Source organism: Saccharothrix australiensis (assembly GCF_003634935.1).
Classification (GTDB): Bacteria; Actinomycetota; Actinomycetes; order Mycobacteriales; family Pseudonocardiaceae; genus Actinosynnema; species Actinosynnema australiense.
Genome location: NZ_RBXO01000001.1, coordinates 5,524,723 through 5,545,542, shown reverse-complemented (window position 1 = coordinate 5,545,542; position 20,820 = coordinate 5,524,723). Strand labels below are relative to the sequence as shown.

General features: G+C 73.1%; 20 protein-coding genes. 11 read left to right on the top strand and 9 right to left on the bottom strand.

Annotation, left to right across the window (positions count from 1 at the left end; translation table 11 throughout):
• Positions 1–37: 37 nt before the first annotated feature.
• The 3 genes from C8E97_RS23410 to C8E97_RS23400 all read right to left on the bottom strand — a co-directional run bounded on the left by C8E97_RS23410 (position 38) and on the right by C8E97_RS23400 (position 1,340).
• The gene (locus C8E97_RS23410; RefSeq protein ID WP_121007643.1) at positions 38–442 is read right to left on the bottom strand and encodes a type II toxin-antitoxin system VapC family toxin; all 405 of its coding nucleotides are present in this window, start codon (positions 440–442) and stop codon (positions 38–40) included.
• Positions 439–693 carry a hypothetical protein gene (locus C8E97_RS23405; protein WP_121007642.1) on the bottom strand — a complete coding sequence of 85 codons (255 nt, stop codon included), beginning with the start codon at positions 691–693 and terminating at the stop codon, positions 439–441. Before C8E97_RS23405 ends, C8E97_RS23410 begins: the two co-directional genes overlap by 4 nt.
• 89 nt (positions 694–782) lie before the next feature.
• Complete coding sequence (locus C8E97_RS23400; RefSeq protein WP_121007641.1) at positions 783–1,340, bottom strand: helix-turn-helix domain-containing protein; 558 nt, start codon at positions 1,338–1,340, stop codon at positions 783–785.
• A gap of 57 nt (positions 1,341–1,397) precedes the next feature.
• Between C8E97_RS23400 and C8E97_RS23395 the strand changes: the two genes are divergently transcribed.
• Positions 1,398–2,078: an AzlC family ABC transporter permease gene (locus tag C8E97_RS23395; protein WP_121007640.1), complete on the top strand. Its 681-nt coding sequence runs from the start codon at positions 1,398–1,400 to the stop codon at positions 2,076–2,078.
• A complete protein-coding gene (locus tag C8E97_RS23390) occupies positions 2,075–2,380 on the top strand; it encodes an AzlD domain-containing protein (RefSeq protein WP_121007639.1) in 306 nt (101 codons plus the stop codon). The genes C8E97_RS23395 and C8E97_RS23390 overlap by 4 nt, the downstream gene beginning before the upstream one ends.
• A 30-nt stretch (positions 2,381–2,410) precedes the next feature.
• Here the strand turns inward: C8E97_RS23390 and C8E97_RS23385 are convergent, their stop codons facing one another.
• The gene (locus C8E97_RS23385) at positions 2,411–2,788 is read right to left on the bottom strand and encodes a DUF6292 family protein (RefSeq protein WP_246019099.1); all 378 of its coding nucleotides are present in this window, start codon (positions 2,786–2,788) and stop codon (positions 2,411–2,413) included.
• Positions 2,789–2,807: 19 nt separating this feature from the next.
• Complete coding sequence (locus tag C8E97_RS23380; protein ID WP_121012189.1) at positions 2,808–4,661, bottom strand: acyl-CoA dehydrogenase family protein; 1,854 nt, start codon at positions 4,659–4,661, stop codon at positions 2,808–2,810.
• 282 nt (positions 4,662–4,943) lie between these two features.
• Between C8E97_RS23380 and C8E97_RS23375 the strand changes: the two genes are divergently transcribed.
• The 4 genes from C8E97_RS23375 to C8E97_RS23360 all read left to right on the top strand — a co-directional run bounded on the left by C8E97_RS23375 (position 4,944) and on the right by C8E97_RS23360 (position 8,709).
• Positions 4,944–6,350 (top strand): amino acid permease, encoded by a 1,407-nt coding sequence (locus tag C8E97_RS23375; protein ID WP_170211970.1) that lies wholly within the window; start codon positions 4,944–4,946, stop codon positions 6,348–6,350.
• 97 nt (positions 6,351–6,447) lie between these two features.
• Entirely contained in the window at positions 6,448–7,053 is a 606-nt protein-coding gene (pdxT, locus tag C8E97_RS23370) for a pyridoxal 5'-phosphate synthase glutaminase subunit PdxT (protein WP_121007636.1), read from the top strand.
• Positions 7,054–7,071: 18 nt separating this feature from the next.
• Positions 7,072–7,824 carry a YebC/PmpR family DNA-binding transcriptional regulator gene (locus C8E97_RS23365; RefSeq protein ID WP_121007635.1) on the top strand — a complete coding sequence of 251 codons (753 nt, stop codon included), beginning with the start codon at positions 7,072–7,074 and terminating at the stop codon, positions 7,822–7,824.
• A gap of 363 nt (positions 7,825–8,187) precedes the next feature.
• Complete coding sequence (locus C8E97_RS23360) at positions 8,188–8,709, top strand: DUF4262 domain-containing protein (protein WP_121007634.1); 522 nt, start codon at positions 8,188–8,190, stop codon at positions 8,707–8,709.
• A 469-nt stretch (positions 8,710–9,178) separates the two neighbouring features.
• Here C8E97_RS23360 and C8E97_RS23355 read toward each other — a convergent pair whose 3' ends face one another.
• Positions 9,179–9,712, bottom strand: a complete 534-nt coding sequence (locus C8E97_RS23355; RefSeq protein WP_121007633.1) for a TIGR03086 family metal-binding protein — start codon at positions 9,710–9,712, stop codon at positions 9,179–9,181.
• Between the two features lie 178 nt (positions 9,713–9,890).
• Between C8E97_RS23355 and C8E97_RS23350 the strand changes: the two genes are divergently transcribed.
• Positions 9,891–11,366 (top strand): peptide MFS transporter, encoded by a 1,476-nt coding sequence (locus C8E97_RS23350; RefSeq protein ID WP_121007632.1) that lies wholly within the window; start codon positions 9,891–9,893, stop codon positions 11,364–11,366.
• 188 nt (positions 11,367–11,554) lie between these two features.
• Here the strand turns inward: C8E97_RS23350 and C8E97_RS23345 are convergent, their stop codons facing one another.
• The 3 genes from C8E97_RS23345 to C8E97_RS23335 form a co-directional block, all read right to left on the bottom strand.
• Positions 11,555–12,850: a cytochrome P450 gene (locus C8E97_RS23345; RefSeq protein WP_121007631.1), complete on the bottom strand. Its 1,296-nt coding sequence runs from the start codon at positions 12,848–12,850 to the stop codon at positions 11,555–11,557.
• A 127-nt stretch (positions 12,851–12,977) separates the two neighbouring features.
• Positions 12,978–13,403: an acyl-CoA thioesterase gene (locus C8E97_RS23340; protein WP_121007630.1), complete on the bottom strand. Its 426-nt coding sequence runs from the start codon at positions 13,401–13,403 to the stop codon at positions 12,978–12,980.
• Positions 13,404–13,641: 238 nt separating this feature from the next.
• Positions 13,642–14,232, bottom strand: coding sequence for a TetR/AcrR family transcriptional regulator (locus C8E97_RS23335; protein WP_121007629.1), 591 nt, complete (start codon positions 14,230–14,232; stop codon positions 13,642–13,644).
• Between the two features lie 127 nt (positions 14,233–14,359).
• Between C8E97_RS23335 and C8E97_RS23330 the strand changes: the two genes are divergently transcribed.
• From C8E97_RS23330 to egtB, 4 genes are all read left to right on the top strand, one after another.
• Positions 14,360–14,947: a DUF5753 domain-containing protein gene (locus C8E97_RS23330; RefSeq protein ID WP_121007628.1), complete on the top strand. Its 588-nt coding sequence runs from the start codon at positions 14,360–14,362 to the stop codon at positions 14,945–14,947.
• Positions 14,948–15,071: 124 nt separating this feature from the next.
• Positions 15,072–17,696, top strand: a complete 2,625-nt coding sequence (locus C8E97_RS23325; protein ID WP_121007627.1) for a PQQ-dependent sugar dehydrogenase — start codon at positions 15,072–15,074, stop codon at positions 17,694–17,696.
• A gap of 556 nt (positions 17,697–18,252) precedes the next feature.
• On the top strand, positions 18,253–19,491 hold the full coding sequence (locus C8E97_RS23320) for a glutamate-cysteine ligase family protein (RefSeq protein ID WP_121007626.1): 1,239 nt from the start codon (positions 18,253–18,255) through the stop codon (positions 19,489–19,491).
• Positions 19,488–20,819, top strand: coding sequence for an ergothioneine biosynthesis protein EgtB (egtB, locus tag C8E97_RS23315; protein ID WP_121007625.1), 1,332 nt, complete (start codon positions 19,488–19,490; stop codon positions 20,817–20,819). The genes C8E97_RS23320 and egtB overlap by 4 nt, the downstream gene beginning before the upstream one ends.
• Position 20,820: the final 1 nt, after the last annotated feature.

Sequence of the window (20,820 nt, the reverse complement as noted above, 5' to 3'; positions counted from 1 at the left end):
CCCCGCGGGCACCCGCCCACGGGGCCGTTCCGCTGGTTCAGGACACCGGGTACACCTCGATGACCGCCTGGTGACCGTTCGAGCGGGCCAGCCGTGCGTCGCAGGTGACGAGCGGGATGCCCAACTCTTCCGCGAGTGCGACGTAGAACGCGTCGGCCACGCGGATCGACGGCCGCAAGCGCCAGGCACGACTGATCAGCGGGCGGTGGGAAACCCTGCTGACGGGCGCGGCGCGGACCTTCGCCAAGGCGGTCGACGCCTGCGCTTCGGACAGCGCCTTGACCGACTCCAATCGGCGCAGCACGCTCAGGGCTTCCACATCGAGGAGTTCCGGCGCTACCGCGACGGCGGTGGAAAGCCTGTGCAGGAGCGCGCGGTCCGGAGCCTTGTCCGCAACGATCTCGACGAGGGCGGACGAATCAACCACAACCGTGAAGTTCACTGGGCGTCCGCTGCCTCACGTTCGTCGCGCAGCGCCTGGACGATCGTCTCCCGATCGACGCCCCAATCGCGGTCGGTGGCCGACTCGACCCATTCGGCCATCATGGGTTTGCGCGTTGTCTTGTCGAGTAGCTCATGGAGGTAGGCGGTCAGGGGCATGTCATACGCGTCGGCTCGTGCCTGGAGCGCGGTGACGACCTCGGCGGGCACGTCGGGGATCTGGATCGACTCGGTTTTCGGCTCGTCGCCCATGTCGTCGAGCGTAGGTGGTGCGGTCGCTGTTCTCATGTGTGATCCATCGGGATATTCACCGTTTGATCGATATCCCTCGAACAGGTGAGCTAGACGTGTTCCATCACCAGCACCACCGACGTGCCCGGCTCCAGGGCGGCGCACGTGTGGGGCTGGTCGCCGGGGTAGAGCAGGTAGTCGCCCGGTCCCAGTTCGAGCGGCTCGGCGAGCGGGCCGGCCAGCACCCGGCCCCGGCTGACGACCAGGTGCTCGACCGTCCCCGCCATGTGCGGCTGGGACTCGCGCGGGTTGCCCGGCTCCAGGTCCAGCACGTAGATGTCGCGCCGCGCGCCGGGCGGGCAGGACGCCAGCAGCGTCGCCGTGTAGTGCGCCCGCTCCGAGTACACCGCAGGGCCTTCGCCGGCCCGGATCACGCGCACCCGCGCCACCGGCGGGTCGACCAGCCGGCTGAACGGCACGCCCAGGGCGACACCCAGCGCCCACAGGGTCTCGACGCTCGGGTTCCCGCTGCCCGCCTCCAGTTGCGACAGGGTCGACTTCGCGATCCCGGCGCGCTTGGCGAGTTCGCTCAGCGACAGCCCGACCCGTTCGCGCTCGCGGCGCAGCGACGCGGCGATGACCTCCAGCGGCGCACCTGTGTTCGGCATGACAGTCCAATCGTTCGCCTTGACGAACAGGTTCTTTGCTGTTCATCGTAGAAGACGATGCGTTCGACATGGCGAACCCCAGACACCCGACTGCTGCGCGACGTCGCCGCGGTCGCCGCGGGCGCGGCGGTCAGCGGCGCCTCCTTCGGCGCGATCTCCGTCGCGACCGGCCTGCCCTGGTGGCTGCCGGTCGTCATGTCGCTGCTCGTCTTCGCCGGCGGGTCGCAGTTCATGGCGGTCGGGATCGTCGCGGCGGGCGGCAGCCCGGCCGCCGCCGTGCTGGCCGGGCTCGTGCTCAACGCCCGCCACCTGCCCTTCGGGCTCGCGATCGGGGACGTGCCGGGGCGCGGTCCGGTGGCCCGCCTGCTCGGCAGCCACCTGCTGGTCGACGAGACGGTCGCCTTCGCGCTCGCCCAGCGCGAACCCGCCAGGGCCCGCGCGGCCTACTGGTCCTGCGGCGTCGCGTTGTTCGGCGCGTGGAACGCCGGCGTCGTCGCGGGCGTGCTGGTGGGGCAGGCGATCGGCGACCCGGCGGCGTTCGGGCTCGACGCCGCGTTCCCCGCCGCGCTGCTCGCGCTGACCCTGCCCGCCCTGACCGACCGCCGGACGCGGCGCGCGGCGCTGCTCGGCTCGGCGGTCGCGCTGGCCACGACGCCGTTCCTGCCCGCCGGCGTGCCGGTGCTGCTGGCCCTGGTCGGCCTGGTGGTCGCGGTCGGCGGGCGGGAGGTCGCGGCGTGACGCTGACCGCCGTCCTGGTGCTGGCCGCGGGCACCTACCTGTTCCGGCTCGCCGGCCCGCTGCTGCGCGACCGCGTGCGGCTGCCGGCCGGGGCGGACGACCTGCTGACGAGGTCGGCCACCGTCATGCTGGTCGCGCTGGTCGCGACGTCGTCGCTGACCAAGGGGCAGGGCTTCGCCGGGTGGGCGCTGCCGATCGGCGTGCTGGTCGGCGGCCTGGCCGCGTGGCGGAGGGCGCCGTTCGTGGTCGTGGTGCTCCTCGCCGCGCTCACCACGGCCGGGCTCCGGCTCGTCGGCCTCTGACCGGCCTCCACCGGCCCGGCCGCCCGCCGCTCAGAACGGGTCGAACGCGTAGGGCCGCAGCCGCGCCGTCAACGCCTGCCGGTCGCGGTCGACGGTGGGGCGCGCGTCGTCGCGCTTGCCCGCCAGCACGTCCGCCACGAACCGCGCCACCGCCCGCGGCGGCGGCACCAGCGGCCCGTCGAGGTGGGCCAGCACGACGGGCGACTCGGCGGGCGCGGTCTCCACCGCGACCGACCAGCCGTGCTTCTCGCTCCACAGCAGCATGAGGTCGCGGCCGCGCCCCTCGGCGAGCGCCAGGTACGCGGTCGCGGTGTCGCTGACCTCGTACTCCGTGCCCTCCGGCGGCACGCCGACCTGCTCGGCGACGGCCCGCACGTACCCGGCCAGTCCTACGGTCAGCTCGTCCATACCGCCCATTCTGGACCCGTCAGCCCAAAATGGGCGCCGTCAGCCTGCTCTCGGGGACGCCGAACGCGTCCACCAACCGCCGCGCGTGGGGCCGCAGCGCGCCGCACAACCCGTTCACCGCCTGCGTCACCGCCTTGGCCCGCGCCGGGGTGAGCCTGCCGTGTTCGAGGAACCACGCGCGGTCCGCCTCGATGGTGCTCAACGCGTACAGGTCGCACACGCGGCCCAGCAGCGCCGCCGTCGCCTCGTCGCGGCACCGGTCCACCGCCGCGACGAACGCCTCCAGCACCACCCGGTCCACGTGCACCCGCGCGGCGTGCAGCAGGTGGTCCTGCGCGGCGTTGAACACGTCGAACGCGTCGTCCGCCGTGGCCCGCCGCAACCGCCGCGCCAGCCCCTCGACCACGTGCCGCTCGCGGTCCTCGAACTGCCGCAACTGCCAGCCCCGGTCGAGCAGGGCGTCCGAACCGCCCTTCACCAGCCGGTCCACGATCGCCCGCGCCGCCGTGCGCTCGATGACCACGCCCACGAACTGGTCGGCCGCGAACCGCGCCAGGCCCCACGGGTCCAGGTCGCCGACGTGGTCGCGGTAGCTGGTCAGCAGGCCCTTCGCGACCAGTTGCAGCAGCACCGTGTTGTCGCCCTCGAACGTGGTGAACACGTCGGTGTCCGCCTTCAGGTCCGCGAGCAGGTTCTCCGCCAGGTAGCCCGCGCCGCCGCACGCCTCCCGGCACGTCTGGATGGTCGCCGTGGCGTGCCAGGTCGCCACCGCCTTCAACCCCGCCGCGCGCGACTCCAGCTCGCGCTGCCCGCGGTCGTCGGCCACGTCGTGCAGCGCCGACACCAGCTCCTCCTGCGCGAAGTGCAGCGCGTAGGTGGTGGCCAGCGCGGGCAGCAGCCGCCGCTGGTGGGCGAGGTAGTCGAGCACGACGACCTCCTCGCCGCTGTCCGGTCGGGTGAACTGCCGCCGCGCCAGGCCGTACCGCACGGCGATCGTCAACGCCCTCTTCGTCGCGCTCCCCGCGCCGCCCGCGACGCTGATCCGCCCGCGGACCAGGGTGCCCAGCATGGTGAAGAACCGCCGCCCGTCGCCCTCGACCGGGCTGGTGTAGACGCCCTCGGGGGACACCGCGCCGTACCGGTCCAGCAGGGCGGCCCGCGGCACCCGCACGTGGTCGAACGCCAGGCGCCCGTTGTCGACGCCGTTCAGCCCGGCCTTACGCCCGCAGTCCTCGATGGACACGCCGGGCATCGGTGCGCCGGACGCGTCCCGGATCGGCACCAGCAGCGCGTGCACGCCGTGCGCACCGCCACCCGTCACCAGCTGCGCGAACACCACGGCCAGCCGACCGTCCCGCGCGGCGTTGCCGATGTAGTCCTTGCGCGCCGACCGGTCCGGCGTGTGCACGACGAACTCCTGCGTCGCCGGGTCGTAGGTGGCGGTGGTGCGCAGGCGCTGCACGTCCGAGCCGTGCCCGGACTCCGTCATGGCGAAGCAGCCGGGCAGCTCCAGGCCCATGATCGCCGGCAGGAGCTCGTCGTGGTGCGCCCGCGTGCCGAGCGCCTGCACCGCGCCGCCGAACAGCCCCCACTGCACGCCCGCCTTGACCATCAGCGACAGGTCGCCGAACCCGAGCACCTCGAACGCCACGACGGACCCGCCGACGTCGTCCCGCCCGCCGTGCTCGGCGGGGAACGCGACCAGCGAGTGCCCGCCCGCGGCCAGGACGTGCAGCTGCTCCAGCACCCACGCCCGGTACTGCTCGCGGTCCAGGTCGGCGGGCGTCGGCTCCAGCTTGGCCAGCAGCTCGACCGCCTCGCGGCGCAGCGTCGCCCAGCGGCCGTCCAGCAGATCGCGCAGTGCGTCGGACATGGCCATTGCCTAACACACCGCGCGAGCCGCCGCCGGGCAATCGCCACCCGTCACGACCGGCACACCCGCACACCACGCCGCGACCACCACGACCATCCACGAGACCCGAACCGCGGTGATGTCAGCGACTGACATCACTCGAAACGAGACGGCCGAAGAACCGCCCCACTGCCCCGACGCCGCCTCGACCACGCCCTTTCGGGTAAACGTGGCGGTGATTACATCAAATCTTCCTCAAGCCGCCCGCGCGCGCCGGTGAACAGCCGCTAACGTCCCGCGACCATGAAAGAGCAGAGGGCGATGGAGCCGGACGCCGACGGGTACACCAAAGCGCTGAGCAAGCGCCAGGTGCAGATGATCGCGATCGGCGGCGCCATCGGCGTCGGCCTGTTCCTGGGCGCGGGCGGCAGGCTCGCCCAGGCCGGCCCGGCACTCGTCTTCGCCTACGCGGCCTGCGGCATCGCGGCGTTCTTCGTGATGCGCGCGCTGGGCGAACTGGTGCTGCACCGACCGACCGCGGGCAGCTTCGTCGAGTACGCGCGCGAGTTCATCGGGCCCTGGGCCGGCTTCACCTCCGGCTGGATGTACTGGGTGAACTGGGCGATGACCGGCATCGCCGAGATCACCGCCGTGGCCATCTACGTCCACCGCTGGCTGCCCGACCTGCCGCAGTGGGTGACGGCGCTGATCGCGCTGGCCGCGCTGGTCGCCATCAACCTGCTCTCGGTCAAGCTGTTCGGCGAGCTGGAGTTCTGGTTCTCCGTCGTCAAGGTCACCGCGATCGTCGTGTTCCTGTTCACCGGCGCGGCCCTGGTGATCGGCAACGCCGACGTCGGCGGCCACGAGGCGGGCGTGCACAACCTGTTCGGCAACGGCGGCATGTTCCCCGCCGGGGTGGGCGTCGCGCTCATGACGCTCCAGGCGGTCATCTTCGCCTACTCGGCGATCGAACTGGTCGGCATCGCGGCCGGCGAGACCGCCAACCCGCGCGAAGTGCTGCCCAAGGCCATCAACGGCGTGGTCTACCGCATCGGCGTCTTCTACGTCGGCTCCGTGCTGCTGCTCGCCATGCTGCTGCCGTGGAACCTCTACAGCGGCGCGGAGAGCCCGTTCGTCACCGTCTTCTCCGCGCTCGGCATCGCCGGCGTGGGCGACGTGATGAACGCCGTCGTGCTGACCGCGGCCCTGTCGTCGTGCAACTCGGGCCTGTACTCCACCGGCCGCATCCTGCGGTCGCTGGCGCAGAAGGGCGAGGCGCCCGCGTTCACGGGGAGGATGAACGCCCGGCACGTGCCCTACGGCGGCATCCTGTTCACCTCCGTCGCCTACCTGGCCGGTGTGGTGCTCAACTACATCGTGCCCAAGGAGGCGTTCGACATCGCCATCGCGATCGCCTCGCTCGGCGTGGTCGCGACCTGGGCCACCCTCATCATCTGCCAGCTCCGGCTGCGGAAGGCCGCGCTGCGCGGCGAGCTGACCAGGCCGACCTACCGGATGCCCGGCGCGCCCTACACCGGCTACGCGACCCTCGGCTTCCTCGCGCTGGTCATCGTGCTGATGGCCTTCGCGGGCACCGCCGAGCGCATCGCGTTCTGGTCCATCCCCGTGCTCGCCGTCGTGCTGTTCCTCGGCTGGCGCGCCGTCCAGGCCCGCCGGTCGAAGGCGGGACGGGTGGTGGTCGGCGACTGACCCCACCGCCGTCGACCGGGCCGGACGGGTGCCACGGGCACCCCGTCCGGCCCGGTCACCTACGCTGGTGGGAGTTCCACCAAGGAGGAAACCAGCCGTGTCCGTCGTCGGTGTCCTCGCCCTCCAGGGCGATGTCCACGAACACCTCGTCGCCCTGGCCGAGGCCGATGTCCTGGCCCGCCCCATCCGCCGGCCCGAGGAGCTGGCCGAGGTCGACGGGGTCGTGCTGCCCGGCGGGGAGTCGACGGCCATCAGCCGGCTGCTGGCCACGTTCGACCTGCTGGAGCCGTTGCGCGCGCGGATCAAGGAGGGGATGCCCGCCTACGGCTCGTGCGCCGGCATGATCCTCCTCGCCGACGAGGTGCTCGACGGCCGGGCCGACCAGCACCAGCTGGGCGGGCTGGACATCGTGGTGCGCCGCAACGCCTTCGGGAGGCAGGTCGACTCGTTCGAGGCGGATGTGGACTTGACCGGGGTGGGCGAGGTCCACGCGGTGTTCATCCGCGCCCCGTGGGTGGAGAAGGCGGGCGACGGCGTGGAGGTACTCGCCCGAGTCCCGGATTCCGCCGAGGCGGGCGACGCCGCCGGTAGGATCGTCGCGGTTCGGCAGGGACACGTGCTCGCCACCTCGTTCCACCCGGAACTGACCGGCGACGGGCGCGTGCACCGCCTTTTCGTGGACATGGTCCGTGCCGCGGGCTGAGTATCAGACGGAGGACGAATGAGCGGCCACTCAAAGTGGGCGACCACCAAGCACAAGAAGGCCGCGATCGACGCCAAGCGGGGCAAGCTCTTCGCGCGGCTCATCAAGAACATCGAGGTGGCGGCCCGCACCGGCGGCAGCGACCCGGACGGCAACCCGACGCTGTACGACGCCATCCTGAAGGCCCGCAAGAACTCCGTGCCGCTGGACAACATCGAGCGCGCGCGCAAGCGCGGCGGCGGCGAGGAGGCGGGCGGCGCCGACTGGCAGACCATCATGTACGAGGGCTACGGCCCCAACGGCGTGGCGGTCCTGGTCGAGTGCCTGACCGACAACCGCAACCGCGCGGCGTCCGAGGTCCGCACGGCGATGACCCGCAACGGCGGCAGCATGGCCGACCCCGGCTCGGTGTCCTACATGTTCGCGCGCAAGGGCGTCGTGATCGTGCCCAAGGGCGAGCTGTCCGAGGACGACGTCCTGATGGCCGTCCTGGACGCGGGCGCGGAGGAGGTCAACGACCTCGGTGAGAGCTACGAGGTGGTCAGCGAGGCAGGCGACCTGGTGGCGGTGCGCACCGCCCTCCAGGACGCGGGCTACGACTACGAGAGCGCGGAGGCCAACTTCCTGCCGTCGGTGACGGTCCAGCTCGAAGCGGAGGGGGCGCGGAAGATCTTCAAGCTCATCGACGCCCTGGAGGACTGCGACGACGTGCAGAACGTCTACGCGAACTTCGACGTCTCCGAACAGGTCATGGCAGAAGTGGACGCCTGACCTCCACGAGCGAGCGCCACGCCCCGGCACACCCAGCACAGACCCCTGCCGGCGTGTCATCCCCGTATGGCCTGCCCGCAGGGAACCACCCGTGTTCGGCCAGGTCAAGCACGCTTTCCGCTTGACCTGGCCGAACACGGGTGGTGGTCTTCAGACCAGGCCATACGGGGATGACACGCCCGCTTTTCCCGCACCGCGCCGCACCGAGGTCACACCCGGAGGTCATCCTCGGTGGCCAGCCCGTCCGGCGAGGACGCTTTTCACTCCGTGGCCCGGACCCCGCGCCGCACCGCCCGCCCCATCCCGTCCCGGACCCCGCGCCCACCGCACCGCCCGCCCCTCCGCCTCCCGGAAGCAGGCACAATGGCGGTCGTGTCGAGTCCCGCTCTGAACCCCCGCGAAACGCAACTCCGAGACTGGCTGTTCGACCAGGCCGAGCGCTACGGCCACGCCGTCGTCACCGTCCCGGAGGACGCGGAAGGCGCGCAGTACGCCTTCTCCGTGGGCGCCTGGCGCAGGTTCGGCGTCGCGGAAGCCGTCGTCATCGGCCTGCCGCCCGAGATGGCGGAGGTGCTCATCCGGGCCTACGTGTCCAGGGCGAGCCAGGGCGAGCGGTTCGTGCCCGGCAAGCTCTACCACGACTTCTTCGACGGCGTGCCGGTCACCTTCGAACGGGTCTTCAAGGGCTTCTACCCGGAGTTCCTCGGCAGCGCCTTCCTCCTCTACGGGAAGGGCGACTTCGCGGCCGTCCAGATCATCCTGCCCACGGCCGACGGCCACTGGCCGTGGCAGCCGGGCGCGCCCGAGGGGTTCGCGGACTGGCAGCTGGTGCTGACCGAGAGCGGCGGGCCGGAGAGCTGGGTGCCCGGTCACAACGGCCCCTGAGCAGGGGCGTCACCGCACCGCACCCCCGGAACGGACGTCGACCCGCCGGTCCGTCCGCCACCCGGCGCGGTTGTCCGGCGATCGTTGTCATGTGTGTGGCGCCCGACACCTGACAACACCCGGCGACTATGACAGTGGGGTGTGACGACGTCGGGGGCGTTCACACATCACAAGGGGGAGCGCGTCCCGCTCCGCGCGGCAGGGGAGGCGCGCGGAGCGGGACGTGCACTGGTCGGGCTCGGCGGCGGGAACCCGACTTGGCCCCGAGAGCCCCGCTCGGGCCAAGGGATGAGGTCGTGGGGGAGCCCCGGACGGGTTCCCCCACGACTGCGCCCGCACCGCGAACGACAAGGGAGGTCCCGACCTCGCGCAGGGCCCGCGATTCCGGGAAGCGCGACCTCAGGGTGCGACTCCGGGGTGCGACTCCGCAGTGCGCGGCCCCGGAACGCGCGATCCGGGGTGTGCGACCTCAGGGTTTGCGGCCCAGCAGGGCGACCAGCCGGTCCTGCGCCGGCGCGTCCTCCGGCACCGGCACGGGCGCTCCGAACAGCCCGCTGCCCCGGAACTCCTCCGCGTGCTCGGTCGCGTACTCCAGCAGCGTCCGGGCCAGTGCGGGGTCGAGCTGCTCCGAGTCGCCGATCGCGCGGGCCAGGTCCCAGGCGTGCACCCCGAGGTCCAGCGTCATCTGCCAGCCGTACTCGACCGCGGTCGACCTGCCCGAACTCAGGTGCACGGGCCGCTGGAGCGCCTTGGGCGAGATCCACGCCTCCCGCGCCGCCGCGGCGGCCAGCACCCAGGCGTGCAGCGGGTCGCCGCCGAGCTGGTCGCCCTCGAACCGGTCGCCGACCTGCTCGACGGTGCAGCCGGCCAGCAGTTCGGGCGCCCACAGCTGCTCGTAGACCAGGTGGTTGACCAGGTCTCGGACCGACCACCCCTGGCACGGCGTGCCCAGTTGCCACTGGTCGGGGCGCACCCGGCGCACCCGCGAGTCGAACTCCGTCATCGCGCGTCCGTGAGCCTCGATCAGATCCACCCTTCGAGTGCACCAAAGGTTGCCGGGAGGCGCACCCTGAACGTGTGTGCCGCGGCGGGAGAGGTGGGTCGATTTCATGCAGTACGAACGTACGGCGTAACGTGACCCGGAACGCCGTGGGTGACATCGTTGACACCAGGAGGAACCAGTGAGCGCCACGAGCGCGGTTTCCGCCCCGCAGAAGGGCTTCTTCGGGCACCCCCGAGGACTGTCCACGCTCTTCTTCGCCGAACTGTGGGAGCGCTTCTCCTACTACGGCATGAAGGCCATCCTCGCCTACTACCTCTACCGCTCCACGGCGGAAGGCGCACTGGGCCTGGACAAGAGCTTCGCCCTCAGCCTCGTCGCCATCTACGGCGCGTCGGTGTACATGTCCGGTGTCGCGGGCGGCTGGCTGGCCGACCGCGTCCTCGGCGGTCAGCGGTCCGTCTTCTACGGCGGCGTGCTGATCATGTTCGGCCACATCGCGCTCGCGCTGCCGATCGGCGTCGCCGGGGTCTACACCGGCCTGATCCTGATCGTGCTCGGCACGGGCCTGCTCAAGCCGAACATCTCCACCGTCGTCGGCGGCCTCTACGCGCCGGACGACGCGCGCCGGGACTCCGGCTTCACGATCTTCTACATGGGCATCAACCTCGGCGGCTTCCTCGCGCCGCTGGTCTGCGGCACCCTCGGGGAGAAGGTCGACTGGCACCTCGGGTTCGGCGCGGCGGCCGTGGGCATGGCGCTGGGCCTGGTCGCCTACCGGTTCGGGCGGCGCAACCTGGGGACGTCGGCCGCCGAGCCGCCGAACCCGCTGCCCGCCGAGGAGCGCCTCGGCGTGCTGACCCGCATCCTCGGCGTGTCGCTCGGCCTGGTCGCCGTCGTGGCGGTCCTCGTCGTCACCGGCGTGCTCGGCGCGGAAGGCGTCATCAACCTGATCAGCATCGCGTCCGTGGTGCTGCCCATCGGGTACTTCGTGGTGATGATGCGCAGCCCGAAGACCACGAAGGTGGAGCGGTCGCGGCTGACCGCCTACATCCCGCTGTTCATCGCCGCCGCCATGTTCTGGCTGCTGTTCGAGCAGAGCGCGACCGTGATCGCGGCGTTCGCCGACACCCGGCTGGACCGGCACTTCCTCGGCCTGGACATCCCGCCGTCGTTCATCCAGTCCATCAACCCGGTCATGATCATCGTGTTCGCGCCGCTGTTCGCCCTGCTGTGGGTGAAGCTCGGCAAGCGCCAGCCCGCGACGCCGCGCAAGTTCGGCTTCTCGCTGCTGCTGGTCGGCCTGTCGTACGTGCTGATGATGATCGCGAGCCAGGGCGACCCGGCGGTGCGCGCGAGCTTCCTGTGGATCATCGCCATGTACGCGGTGATGACCTCCGGTGAGCTGATGCTGTCGCCGGTGGGCCTGTCGGTGACCACCAAGCTCGCACCGCGCGCGTTCGCGTCGCAGACGATGGGCCTGTGGTTCCTCGCCTCCGCCGCCGGTCAGGGCGTGGGCGCGTTCGTGGTCCGCTTCTACAGCGACGAGAACGCCGTGGCGTACTTCGGCGTGCTGGGCGGGGTGTCGATCCTGCTCGGCGTGCTGCTCGTGCTCGGCACGAACAGCATCCGGAAGCTGATGCACGGGGTGGACTGAGTTTGATTGCCGCGACTCCGTCGCGGCGGGCTCGGCCGCCCTGTGGTCGGGCCATCGCGCCTGATTTCCCGCCGATCGAAAAGCGTGATCGGCGGGAAATGAGGCGCGACACCCCGACGGCGGCCTCGCGGGGGCCGCGTGCGGAAGGGAGCGGGCGGGGGAGGGGAGGGCGCTGGCGAGGGGCGCGGTCAGGTGGTGGCTGGTGCCATTGGGCGGCGTTGGGGTGCGCCTGTGGTTACCGGGAAGTGGGCCGCGCCTCGGATCAGGCGGGACGGGCGGCGGCGTATGCGGCCTGCCGCTCGTAGGTTCGGGTAGCGACCGAAGAGTCCGCGCAGCGCCGCCGCGGCCTCCATCCGGGCCAGGCCCGCGCCCAGGCAGTAGTGGATGCCCGACGAGAACGCCAGGTGCGCGCGGACGTCCGGCCGGTCCGGGTCGAAGCGGTGGGGGTCGGTGAACACCGCCGGGTCGCGGTTGGCGCCGGCCAGCAGCAGCACGACCGGCGTGCGCCTGGGCACCCGCGCACCGGCGAGGTGCGTCGCCTCGAACGGCATCCGCACCGTGTACTGCACGGGCGGGTCCAGGCGCAGCGTCTCCTCGACCACCGCCTCCGCGCAGGCGGGGTCGTCCAGCAGGCGTGCCCGCACCTCGGGGTGCGCGAGGACCGCGAGGGCCGCGTTGCCGATCAGGTTGACCGTCGTCTCGAACCCGGCCACCAGCAGCAGCTCGGTGGTCGCGACCAGGTCCTCGCGGGTGAGGTCGTCGTGCGCGACCAGGGCGCTGACGATGTCGTCGCCGGGCCGCGCGCGGCGGTGCGCGACCAGGTCGTCCAGGAACGCCTCGAACTCGCGCAGGCCCTCGTGCAGCGCACGCAGCTCCCGCAGGTCGCGCACGCCGTCCAGCGCGTTGACCAGCGCCTTGCCCCACCGGGCGAACGCGGCCTGGTCCGCGCCCGGCACGCCGAGCAGCTCGGCGATCACCCGGACCGGCACGCGCGCCGCGAAGTCGCCGACCAGGTCGAACGTCGGCCGGTCGCCGACCTCGTCCAGGTACTCCGCCACGACCCGCTCGACGGTGGCCGCCTGCGCCCGCAGCCCGCGCGGCGTGAACCAGGGCGCGACCAGCCGCCGCAGCCGCGTGTGGTCGGGCGGGTTGCGCACCAGGAACGACTCCTCGACGGGGTTCACCAGCCGCCGCCCGTCGACGTACCCGGAGGAGTCGATCGGCGACAGGTCGCCCGCCGGCACCACCCCGTACGCCGGGTCGCGCAGCACCGCGTCGCACAGCTCGTGCGAGGCGGTGAGGTACAGGCCCATCCGGCTCTTCACGAGCGCTCCGCTCGACCGCACGGATTCGTACGTCGGGTAGGGGTCGCGCGTGGGAGTGGTCCCGAACAACCGCGCGGCGGGGTCTCCGAGCAGGGCTTGGGTGCGGACGACGGCGCGGCCCAGGAACAGCAGCGCGGCGGTTCTCACGGTGGACGACATGTGACCACGGTGACGCGGACGCGGTGCGGACTCAAGCACCGGACCGCCCGGATACCGGCGGGTCGGCGCGTCCGGGAGGACACGCGGACGGCGAAGGCCCTGGTGACGCCCCGCCGGGTCGGCACGGCTAGCGCTTGACCGGGCGGCGGGGCTGGAACAGGCGGCGGAAGTCCTCCGGGATGGGCGTGCTGCGCAGTTCCGGCGTCCCGAACGACACGTAGCGGTTCCAGCCGGTGGCCACGGCGGTGCGGTCCACGTCCGCGTCGAAGCCCACGGTCAGCGTCGTGGTGCCGAGCGTGCGCACCCGCACGGTGATCCGCAGCAGGTCGTCGAACCGCGCCGGGCTCAGGTACCGGATCGACGTCTCGGCCATCACGAAGTCGATGCCGTGCTTCTCCAGCTCCCGGTACGAGCCGAGCAGCGAGCGCAGCGTCTCGACCATCGCCGCCTCGAAGAACACCGGGTAGCGGGAGGCGTGCACGACCCCCTGGCGGTCGCAGTCGACCGGGCGCACCCGCACCCGGTGCACGTGGGCAGGTCGCGGGTCAGCCATGTCGGTGATCCTATGGGTTCACCCAGGCGGTGTCCGATGGCGTGGACGGGATTACTCCGAGCGTGGCAACCACCCGTCCGCACCGCCCGAACGGGGGTCGGACGCACCGCCGACCACCGTCCGCAACGACACGTAGGTCCCAGACGCCCAGCCTCAGACGCCGAGCCTCAGACGCCCGGCCACCGACACGCAGATCACCGACGCGCAGATCACCGCCACGCGGGCCGCCGACGCCGGTTCAGCCCGACCGGCGGTGCCGGCGGACCGACTCCTCCACCAGGTCGAGGACGGGTTCGAGATCGTCGGCGGGCAGGCCCATCGCCAGGTGCGACACCAGCCCCTCCAGCACCAGCTCCAGGAACGACGTCAGCACGTCGATGTCCACGTCGTCGCGCAGCTTCCCGGCGTCGCGCTGCCGCACGAGCCGCTGCCGCGTGGCGTCGGTGAGCTGCCGCGACCGCTCCGCCCACCGGCCGCGGAACTCGTGGTCGGTGCGCAGCCTGCGGGACACCTCCAGCCGCGTGCCCAGCCAGTCGGCCGGGTGCTCGGCGTCGGGCTCGGGCGCGGCCAGCAGGTCGCGCATGACCTGCACGAGGCCCTGCTCGGCCACGACCTCCGCCATCCGGAGCGCGTCGTCCTCCGCGAGCGCGAGGAACAGCGACTCCTTGTCGCGGAAGTGGTGGAAGATCGCACCCCTGGACAGGCCGGTAGCCTCTTCCAGGCGGCGCACGGTGGCTCCCTCGTAGCCGTAGCGCGCGAAACACGCACGCGCGCCGTCCAGGATCTGGCGGCGGCGGGCGTCGAGGTGGTCCTGGCTCACCCTGGGCACCGGTCGATGTTGCCAGGGCGGGCCCCGGAAATCCAATCAGTACGTACGGATTGAAGCGTTCCACTTTGGAGTGGTTCCGCCGCGACCGGCTCGAACCACCGGGTCCGCCGCACTACGGTGGCGCACCGTGAAGGACATCCGGCTGGGGCGGCTCTCGCAGGTGGACGGCGTGCGGCGGGGCATCGACCTGATCGACCTGGTCCGGCTCGCGCACTACGACCACGTCGACCCGGAGGGCCCGGACGCGCTGCGCGCCGCCGAGCGGCGGGCGACGGAGATCGTGTCGTACGACACGCTGACCGTCCCGGCGCTGCTCCAGACGCCCGGGTACGCGCGCGTGCTGGGCACGGACCTGGACCGGCGGGAGGTCCTGCGCCGCCACGTGCCGCCCGCGTGCGAGTTCTTCGTGCACGAGACGGCGCTGCACGCGTGGTCGGACGACCCGGAGGTGTTCCGCGGGCAGCTGCGCGAGCTGGCGGAGCACGGCGGCGTGCGGCTGGTGCCGTTCACGGCGGGCAACCGGCCCGAGTTCCGCCACTCGTTCACCCTGCTCGGGTTCGCCGTCGGCGGGCCGGCCGTGCACACCGAGTCGCTGTCCGAGCGGGTCGACGTGGTGGCCCGCTACCAGGACGCGGTGGCCGTGCTGCGCCGGTGCGCGCTCACGGCGGAGGACTCCCGCGCCGCCTTCGCCGGCCGCGCGGAGTACGTGCGGTAAACGTTCTCCGCACGCCTTGACAGTCGTCGGACGCCGGTGGTGTGATCCGTGCTGACAGTAAGGAAACTTTCCTAACTGTAGCCGCCGCCGCTCGTGATCCCCGACGACGTGGAGGCATCACCCAGTGGCACCGAGATACCCGCTCGTCGCGGTCGCCGCGGCGACCGCGTTCGCCCTGCTCGGCCCGCCGGGCGCGGCGAGCGCCGCACCCACCCGCCACGAGGCCGAGGGCGCCGCCCTCACGCGGGCCGCGGTCGAGTCGAACCACGCCGGCTTCTCCGGCACGGGGTTCGTGGACTTCGACAACACCACCGGCAGCTCTGCCGAGTTCACCGTCACCGCCGACCGGGCCGGCCCGGCGACGCTGACCGTCCGCTACGCCAACGGCTCGGCCGACGACCGCCCGATGGACGTCGCGGTCGACGGCGTGCTCGCGGTCGACGACCGGCCGTTCCCGGCGACCGGCGCGTGGACCTCGTGGTGGTCCGCCACCGAGCAGGTCGTGCTCAAGGCGGGCCGGAACCGGGTCAGGCTCACCTCCGCCGCCGCCACCGGCGGCCCCAACGTCGACTACCTGGAGGTCGAGCAGGCCGCCGCCGTGACCGAGCACCAGTCGGAGGCGGCCACGATCGTCCGGGGCGCGGTCGAGTCCGACCACGCGGGCTTCACCGGCACGGGGTTCGTCGACTACGACAACACCGCGGGCGGTTACGTCGAGTACGCCGTCGACGCCGCGCGGGCGGGCGCGCACACCCTGGTCTTCCGCTACGCCAACGGGTCGGCGGACGACCGACCCCTGTCGATCTCCGTGGACGGCGGGCCGGGCACCGCCCTGTCGTTCCCCGGCACCGGCGCGTGGACGACGTGGCGCGAGGTCACCGCCACCGCCACCCTCAAGGCGGGCCGGAACCGGGTCCGCGCCACCGCCACCGGCGCGGACGGCGGCCCGAACGCCGACCGCCTGACCGTCGCCCACGCGGGACCGGCCGACACGCGCGCACCGTCCGCGCCGGGCAACCTCCGCTCCACCGGGAAGACCGCCACCAGCGTGGCGCTCGCGTGGGACGCGGCCACCGACGACGTCGGCGTGGTCGGCTACGACATCTACCAGCACGGCCAGTTGATGCGGAAGGTGGACGGCACGACCCTGTCCGCCACGGTCACCGGCCTCACGCCCGACACCGAGTACGACTGGACGGTGTTCGCGCGCGACGCCGCCCCGAACGTCTCGCCGGCCAGCAACAACGTCGTGGTGCGCACCGACCAGGCCCCGCCGGACGCCGTGGCGCCGACCGCGCCGTCCGGGCTGCGCGTCACCGGCCGCACGGCGACGTCGGTGGACCTGGCGTGGACCGCGTCGACCGACGACGTGGGCGTCACCGGCTACGAGGTGTTCCGCGACGGCGCACGGGCCGGCACGGCGGACGGCACCACGACCACCGTCGGCGGCCTGACCACCGGCACGTCCTACCGCTTCACCGTGCGGGCCAGGGACGCGGCGGGCAACCTGTCGCCGTTCAGCGCCGCCGTCACCGCGACGCCCGGCGGCTCCGGTCCCGGCGGCGTGCCCGAGCCCGGCGCGGTCGCCACCGTCGCGAGCGGCGTCGACGTGCCGTGGGGCCTGGCGTTCCTGCCCGACGGCTCGGCGCTGGTCACCGAGCGGGAGAAGTTCACCGTCCAGCGCCTGGCCCCGTCCGGCGCGCGGACCACCCTGGGCAAGGTGCCTGGCGCGCAGGGCACCGGCGGCGAGGGCGGCGTGCTCGGCATCGAGGTGTCGCCGACGTTCGCCTCCGACGGCCACGTGTTCGTCTACCACACGGCCGCCGGCGGCAACCAGCTCGTGCGCGCCAAGCTGGAGGGCGACCGGCTGACGGGGTGGAAGACGCTGCTGTCGGGCGTGCCGAAGAGCCGCTACCACAACGGGGGCCGGCTGCGGTTCAGCCCGGACGGCAGGCACCTGTTCGTCTCCACGGGCGACGCGCAGAACGACGACCACGCGCAGAACCTGAACACCAACGCGGGCAAGATCCTCCGCATCCACCCCGACGGCTCGATCCCGGCGGACAACCCGTTTCCGGGCAAGGCGGTCTGGAGCTACGGGCACCGCAACGTGCAGGGCCTGGCCTTCGACTCGCGGGGCAGGCTGTGGGCGTCGGAGTTCGGCGACTCGAAGCAGGACGAGGTCAACCTGATCGAGAAGGGCGGCAACTTCGGCTGGCCGGGCTGCGAGGGGACCACCGGCTCGTCCTGCGCGGGCACCGTCGCGCCGAAGAAGACCTGGTCGACGTCCACCGCGTCGCCCAGCGGCCTGGCCATCGTCGACGACCACCTGTTCGTGGCCACGACGGTGGGGCAGCGCCTGTACCGGTTGCGCATCGACGCGTCGGCGAACCTCGTGGAGCAGAAGTCCTACTTCCAGGGCACTTACGGGCGGCTGCGGACGGTGGAGGTGGACCGCGCGGGCGACCTGTGGTTGACCACGACGACCGACAAGGACGGCACCGCGGGCAACGACCGCGTGCTGCGCGTGGACCTGGTGCACCCGGGCGAATCCGGCCCGGCGTCCGCCGGCGACGGGGCCATCCCGGCGACGCACGCGTGCGCTGGTTCCGGGGCGCCGGGGCGCGGAGCGGCGACGGCCGGCGGGTCGGGCGCGCCGCGACACCCCGCGCCCTGTCCCGGCGGTCCCACCGGGGACGGCGGCACGGCGGACACCTCGCCGCGCGGGAAGCCCGCCGCGGCACGGTGACCGGCGTCCCCGCTCGCGCGCCGAGGGGCCGCGCGAGCGGGGGACGCCCCGGATCGCCGCGCGCCGCATCGGTTCCGAGTGGACCGCCCGGCCGTCCCGCGCCGTCGGCTCGATCGGTCCACAATGGACTTGCCGGTTGCCGCGGCATGACGATCCGGTGGCGCACGGCTTCCCCGCCGTGCGCGGCCCGCGCGGCGGGGTCCGTCGCGCGGGCCGCGCCGCGCTCACCAGGGTTGCCGCGGCGGTCCGCCGGCGAACGGCGGAACCGCCCCTCACCGATGTCACTCGAACGAGTGAACCCCTCCGGGTGCGCCGCAGGTCGCGCCGCGTCCGGGTGGCGCGACGAGCACGCACCCGCCCGGCCGGCGGGGTCACCCGACCCGGTCACCGGCGGACCGCGCCGACGCCACCACCCCCGGCCGACCCGCCCGCCCGGCCCGCCGGCGACTTCCGACGCGGGCTCGCATCCCTTGATCCCCAAGGGTTTTGGCGGCGTGCTTCTGTCGGTACCCCCGTGTAGCGTCGATTCGACCAGGATGATCACGGGGAGTACGTCATGACTGCTGTCCGTAACACCCCGCCGCCGGGGCCCACCCCGGCGGTCTTCCGCGACCGCGCGGAGGCCGAGGCATACGTCGCGTCCGTCTGCTTCAAGCACGGACCGCCCCGGCTGCTCGGCGTCGAACTCGAATGGACCGTCCACCACCGCGAAGACCCGGCGAAACCCCTCGACCGCGACGCGCTCGCCGCGGCACTGGGCAGGCACGCGCCACCCACGCTCGTCCCCGACAGCCCCCAGCAGCCGCTGCCGGGGGGCACGCCCCTCACCGTCGAACCAGGCGGCCAGGTCGAGATCTCCACCCCGCCCAGCGGCTCGTTGACCGACCTGCTCAAGACCGTCGCGGCGGACGTCGACCACCTCACCGGCCTCCTCGAACCCGCCGGACTCGTCCTCGGGCACCGGGGCGCCGACCCGCACCGCCCACCGCGCAGACTGCTCCGCGTACCCCGCTACGCGGCGATGGAGCACGCCTTCGCGCCGCTCGGGCCCGAGGGCATCACGATGATGTGCAGCACCGCCGGGCTCCAGGTCTGCCTCGACCTCGGCCACCGCGAGGACCTCGCCGCCCGCTGGGCCGCCGTCCACGCGCTCGGGCCCGTCCTCACCGCGCTGTTCGCGAACTCGCCCGGCGTCGGCGGCAGGCGCACGGACTGGGCCACCGCCCGGATGCGCGCCCTGTACGCCACCGACCCCGTCCGGACCCGGCCGGGGGCGGTGTGCGCCGACCCGGCGGCGGCGTGGGCGCGCCGCATCGTCGACTCGCCGGTGATCGTGGTGCGCAGGCCGGGCTCGGACTGGCTGCCGCGGCACCGGTTCACGTTCGCCGAGTGGATCGACGGCGCGCTGGGCACCGGGCCGACCAGCGACGACCTCGACTACCACCTGACGCTCCAGTTCCCGCCGGTCCGCCCGCGCGGGTACCTGGAGGTCCGGTACCTCGACACGCCGCGCCACGGCGGCTGGGTCGCGCCGGTCGTGCTGCTGGCCGCGCTGTTCAGCGACCGGTCCCTGGTCGACGCGGTGCTGGCGGCCACCCGCGCCGCGGCGAACCGCTGGCTGGCGGCGGCCCGCTACGGCCTGCGCGACCCGGTGCTCGCCCGCGCGGCGCGCGACGTGGTCGAGCTGGGCTGCGCGGCGCTGCGCGCCACCGACCTGTCGGTCGGCCAGACCGACGCCATCGCCGAGGAACTGCACCGCACGCTCGCCGAGCAGACCGGAGGGTCCCGTCCATGACCGGCATCGACCACGACACCGCGGTGGAGGACCTCCGCGACCACCTCGCCGCCCAGCTCACCAGGGCCCGGCGGCGCAGCACCGCGCTCACCGGGGCGGTGGACGACCACGACCTGGTGCGCCAGCACTCGGAGCTGATGTCCCCGCTGGTGTGGGACCTCGCCCACATCGGCAACCAGGAGGAGCTCTGGCTGGTCCGCGACGTCGGCGGGCGCGAACCGGTGCGGCAGGACATCGACGAGCTGTACGACGCCTTCAAGCACGCCCGCGCGGCCCGGCCGGAACTGCCGCTGCTCGGCCCGGCCGAGGCCCGCGGGTACGTGGGCGAGGTGCGGGACAAGGTGCTCGACGTGCTGGCGGCCAGCCCGCTGGAGGGCCGCCGGCTGCTCGACCGCGGGTTCGCGTTCGGGATGATCGTGCAGCACGAGCAGCAGCACGACGAGACCATGCTGGCCACCCACCAGCTCCGCGTCGGTCCGCCGGTGCTGGACGCGCCGCCACCGCCGCGCGGCGGCCCGGTCGGCCCGGCCGAGGTGCTGGTGCCCGCCGGCCCGTTCACGATGGGCACCTCCACCGAGGCGTGGGCGCTGGACAACGAGCGGCCCGCGCACCGGGCGTCCACCGGGGCGTTCCACATCGACACCACCCCGGTGACCAACGCCGCCTACGCCGAGTTCATCGCCGACGGCGGCTACCGCGACCCGCGCTGGTGGTCCGAGGCGGGCTGGGCGCACGTGCGCGCGGCGTCCCTCGTCGCGCCGCGGTTCTGGGCGCGCGAGGGCGACCGGTGGTTCCGCACCGCGTTCGGCGTCACCGCGCCGGTCGTGCCGGACCAGCCGGTCGTGCACGTCTGCTACCACGAGGCCGAGGCGTACGCGAAGTGGGCGGGCAAGCGGCTCCCGACCGAGGTCGAGTGGGAGAAGGCGGCCCGGTTCGACCCGGCCACCGGCCGGTCCCGGCGCTACCCGTGGGGCGACGAGGAGCCGACCGGCCTGCACGCCAACCTGGGGCAGCGGCACCTGTCGCCGGCGCCGGTCGGCGCGTACCCGGCGGGCGCGTCGCCGCTGGGCGTGCACCAGCTGATCGGCGACGTGTGGGAGTGGACCAGCTCCGACTTCCGCGGCTACGTCGGGTTCGAGGTGTTCCCGTACGCCGAGTACTCGCAGGTGTTCTTCGGCCCCGACTACAAGGTGCTGCGCGGCGGGTCGTTCGGCACCGACGAGGCGGTGGCGCGGTCGACGTTCCGCAACTGGGACTACCCGATCCGGCGGCAGATCTTCGCCGGGTTCCGGTGCGCGCGGGACGCGGAGCCGGGGGAGAGCGCCTGAC